Origin of the sequence: Micromonospora sp. (assembly GCF_048594385.1) — a bacterium.
Classification (GTDB): Bacteria; Actinomycetota; Actinomycetes; order Mycobacteriales; family Micromonosporaceae; genus Micromonospora; species Micromonospora wenchangensis.
Genome location: NZ_JBMDWU010000622.1, coordinates 1 through 3,387 on the forward strand (window position 1 = coordinate 1; position 3,387 = coordinate 3,387).

5 protein-coding genes and 3 tRNA genes are annotated in these 3,387 nt (G+C 70.9%); 6 read left to right on the forward strand and 2 right to left on the reverse strand.

Annotated elements, in window-relative coordinates; genetic code table 11:
* The first annotated feature begins 250 nt into the window (after window positions 1-250).
* From ACOJTC_RS32590 to ACOJTC_RS32605, 4 genes are all read left to right on the forward strand, one after another.
* A tRNA-Gly gene (locus tag ACOJTC_RS32590) sits at window positions 251-323 on the forward strand.
* A gap of 31 nt (window positions 324-354) precedes the next feature.
* Window positions 355-428: transfer RNA gene (locus ACOJTC_RS32595), tRNA-Cys, on the forward strand.
* A gap of 28 nt (window positions 429-456) precedes the next feature.
* A tRNA-Val gene (locus ACOJTC_RS32600) sits at window positions 457-531 on the forward strand.
* Window positions 532-1,176: 645 nt separating this feature from the next.
* Entirely contained in the window at window positions 1,177-1,467 is a 291-nt protein-coding gene (locus ACOJTC_RS32605; RefSeq protein ID WP_420119760.1) for a hypothetical protein, read from the forward strand.
* Between the two features lie 401 nt (window positions 1,468-1,868).
* On the opposite strand, the gene ACOJTC_RS32610 is transcribed toward ACOJTC_RS32605, so the two are convergent.
* Window positions 1,869-2,105 (reverse strand): hypothetical protein, encoded by a 237-nt coding sequence (locus tag ACOJTC_RS32610; RefSeq protein WP_420119761.1) that lies wholly within the window; start codon window positions 2,103-2,105, stop codon window positions 1,869-1,871.
* A 219-nt stretch (window positions 2,106-2,324) separates the two neighbouring features.
* Here ACOJTC_RS32610 and ACOJTC_RS32615 point away from each other — a divergent pair, with 219 nt between their 5' ends.
* Window positions 2,325-2,468, forward strand: a complete 144-nt coding sequence (locus tag ACOJTC_RS32615; RefSeq protein WP_420119762.1) for a hypothetical protein — start codon at window positions 2,325-2,327, stop codon at window positions 2,466-2,468.
* Between the two features lie 146 nt (window positions 2,469-2,614).
* Entirely contained in the window at window positions 2,615-3,001 is a 387-nt protein-coding gene (locus tag ACOJTC_RS32620) for a hypothetical protein (protein ID WP_420119763.1), read from the forward strand.
* Here ACOJTC_RS32620 and ACOJTC_RS32625 read toward each other — a convergent pair.
* Window positions 2,988-3,387 (reverse strand): pyridoxamine 5'-phosphate oxidase family protein (locus ACOJTC_RS32625; RefSeq protein WP_420119764.1); only part of this gene is annotated, 400 nt, incomplete at its 5' end. The genes ACOJTC_RS32620 and ACOJTC_RS32625 overlap by 14 nt on opposite strands.

A 3,387-nucleotide genomic window follows, 5' to 3' on the forward strand; every position in this document is an offset into this window, starting at 1 on the left:
CCGTCGACGACCTTGATCGCCTCGAACACGCCGTCGCCCACGGTGAGTCCGTGGTCGCTGACGAGCACCGCCGGAGTGGTCGCATCGGGCAGCAGCTGACCGTTGATCCACGCGCGCATGGGCTCACCCTAGGTGCGGTGAACAACGGGTTTCCGGCGGGCAACGCGCCGACGGGGGGCGGATTTTGCATGGTCTGGGGCATCGGCTACTGTTCTCACGCACGCCGACCGGGAGACCGGACGGAGCGCAGGCGGACATAGCTCAGTTGGTAGAGCGCAACCTTGCCAAGGTTGAGGTCGCGAGTTCGAGTCTCGTTGTCCGCTCGGAGAGGTCTCTCTCTGGTTTGGCCTCCACGGTGGGTTGGCCGAGAGGCGAGGCAACGGACTGCAAATCCGTGTACACGGGTTCAAATCCCGTACCCACCTCCATGCAGTCCATCTCGACAATTCAAGACCCGGGCGATTGGCGCAGCGGTAGCGCGCTTCCTTGACACGGAAGAGGTCACTGGTTCAAACCCAGTATCGCCCACCAGCAAGACAAGGCCCCTGAACTGCGGAGACGCAGCGCAGGGGCCTTCTTCGTCCACGGCACGTGTCGACGTGTGTCCGACGAGCGTCGTGGGGTCCCCATCAGAGGAGGATGCGCATCGCCGCCTCCCTGCCGTGGGTCAGCGAGCCCAACACCGGAGCGGGCCGGCATCCGCGGACCCGCCGTCGCCGGGGCGGCCGGACTGCTGGCCTGGGCGATAGACGCTCTGCGTCAACCCGACGCCGGCCGCCCGGATGGGCATGCCGACGACGTCTCGTAGCGGCGTGCCAGGGCGGGCGTGCCACGTCATCCTCGATCTGGCTCCTGGGGAGCCACCATCCGCGTCGGCCACGCCGAGCGCGGCCGGGAGGCATCCCTGGAGAGCGAGCCGGCCGCGGTGCTGAGGGCTGACGCCGGCGACCAGACCGGCATGAGTCCTCGAGCGCCTCGACGGCTGGCGGTCGAACCATCTGAGTTCGCGACCTGAGCTCCCGGCCGAGGTCCGGCGGCCGTGTGCCCGCCGTCTCAGAGCCGGTTTCGTTAGGCGAGACGCCGGAGGGGTACCCGGAGCGCGGCTAAGCAACTGCGTGACCCGTCCCGACGCCTCGCGTCCCCAAGGGTACGGGTCCAACCCAGAGAGGATCCACCATGACGAACACTCAGGCGGGCGCGACCGGCACCTACCCCCGGACCCGCCGCATCAGCACCGAGACGAAAGCCTCCTACAAGACGACCGAGTTCGCCTTCTACATCCTGGCGGTGATCGGGATCCTGATCGCTTCCGCGGTGGCCGACGAGGGGTCGGACTTCGGCACCCAGGAGGCCTGGTTCTACATCGCACTGCTGACCATCGGCTACATGGTCAGCCGGGGCCTGGCGAAGTCGGGCAGCCGGGAGCCGTTCGACGACGACCTGGCGCGCGGTCACGAGGATCGCTGACCACGACGAACCGCGAGCAGAGCCCCCGGCACTCACGCCGGGGGCTCTGTCCGTCGGCGGAGGATCCCGCTGGCCACGACCGGTCCACCCCCCCAGCGCGGGTGACGCTCACCCGGTGTGGCGGATGGCCCGGCCTCGCCGCCCGGGGCGGCGAGTCGACGCGTTCGTGGGGCCGCGTCGACGGCGGGGCGGTACCGCGGAGCGGGGTGATCGCTAACTCGCCCGGAGGGGTGGCGTCGTCGGGTGTCGATGTGCGCCGTCCGACCGAACCGCAGGCCGGCGCATCTGTCCCGTGCACCGAGGTGGTCGGTTCGGGTTGATCGGATGTTCGATCAACCGGAGAGGTACGTCCGCGACCAGCATGACGGCCCTTCGGTGAGCACCTCCAGGAGGGGGCGTGCTCAGCTCCCGAGTTGACCGGTCGCGGCTCGCCGGCGCTGGATCGCGTAGGCGACCGAGGCCATCGTCACGACCACGAGCAGCGCGGTCGCACCGAAGCCGCTGGCGATCTGGAGTGCGAGGCCGTCGGCGGCCGCCATGATGGCCAGCAGCAGGGCCGCCCCCGCGGCGCAGACCGCGACGAACACGACGAAGCTCGACGCCGATCCGGGCTGGACCTGCGCAGCACGTCGAGCCATCGGTCAACCTCCGCGTCCGTTGTCGGTGGCGCCGGCTACTGTCCGGACGCCTTGGTCGTGCCCCCGGCTGATGACTCCAGCCGGGGGCACGGGCGAGACGGACATTCACCCAGTGCGAGTGAACTGATCACCCGACGTGGCGTGAAAAGTCGTCTGCCTCGAGAGGGGCTGTGCCCGCCGCCGCGCGACGGCACACCCGGCCGCGCCAGGGACCGGTTCGTGAGGGCGCCGCGAGAGACGCGGGGCCGCTACACGAAGATGCCCACCAGCACGGCGATGCCGACGGCGGCGATGAAGACGACGTTCCATTCCATGTGCGGCCTCCGGGGGGACGAGGACGGCGCCGCCCGGGACCGGCTGTGAGGCCAGTAGAGCCAGCAGACGCACGCCGGGCAAGGACCGACACTCGCAGGTCCAGTCCTCCTGACGGATCGTTCGAACACATGTTCTAATCTGAGGCGGTGTCGTCGCCGCCCTCGAGCTCCACCCCGCGCCACGTGTGGGTGAACGTGACCCCCGACCCGCGGTGGGCACGACCGGGGCTGGAGCTGACGACCCGGCGGGTGGGCCCGCGCACCGAGTCCTGGACGATGACGGCGGCCGTCGAGCCCGGCGGGACGCTGCGGGTGCGGGAGGGATGGACCCGGCCGGAGCACCTGCTGGCAGGCGGTCCTCCCCCGGCGCCGCGGGCGCCGCGGCACGTACTGGTGCGGCTCGGCCCGGACTCCCTCGACGTGCACCCGGGACTGCTGCTGTTCTGGTGGGGACTCCCGGCGATCGGCGGGGCGGAGTGGCTGGCCTGGGTCGTGTGGGCGTCCGGCGGCGGACACCACGAGGTCGAGTCGCACCAGGGCTGGCTGCGCGCCGGCCAGGTCCGGCCGGTCAGCCCCGGCTGATCCAGAAGCGCCGGCCGGTCACGGTCGCCGGGACGACCTCGAGCACGTCGTAGCGCAGCAGCATCGGCACCCAGGACGGCACGTGATCCGCCACGAGCCGGGCCCGGCGCTCGTCGAGGTGGCGCAGCCGGCCCCGGACGAGCACCGACCATGCCTCGTCGCTCCCGACGCCGTCGATCTCGAAGCCCACCTCGGACTCGAGCTCGGCGGCGAGCAGCTTGTTGCCGGCCGCCGTGCGCACGACCAGCGACCCCTCGTGCAGGCCGTAGTTGACCGGGACGACGTGGATCTCGTCCACGAGGCGGTAGCCGAGCCGGCCGAGCTCCTCGCCGGCGAGCAGCGCCCAGCACTCCTCCTCGTCGAGCACGACGACCGGGCAGTCCGGG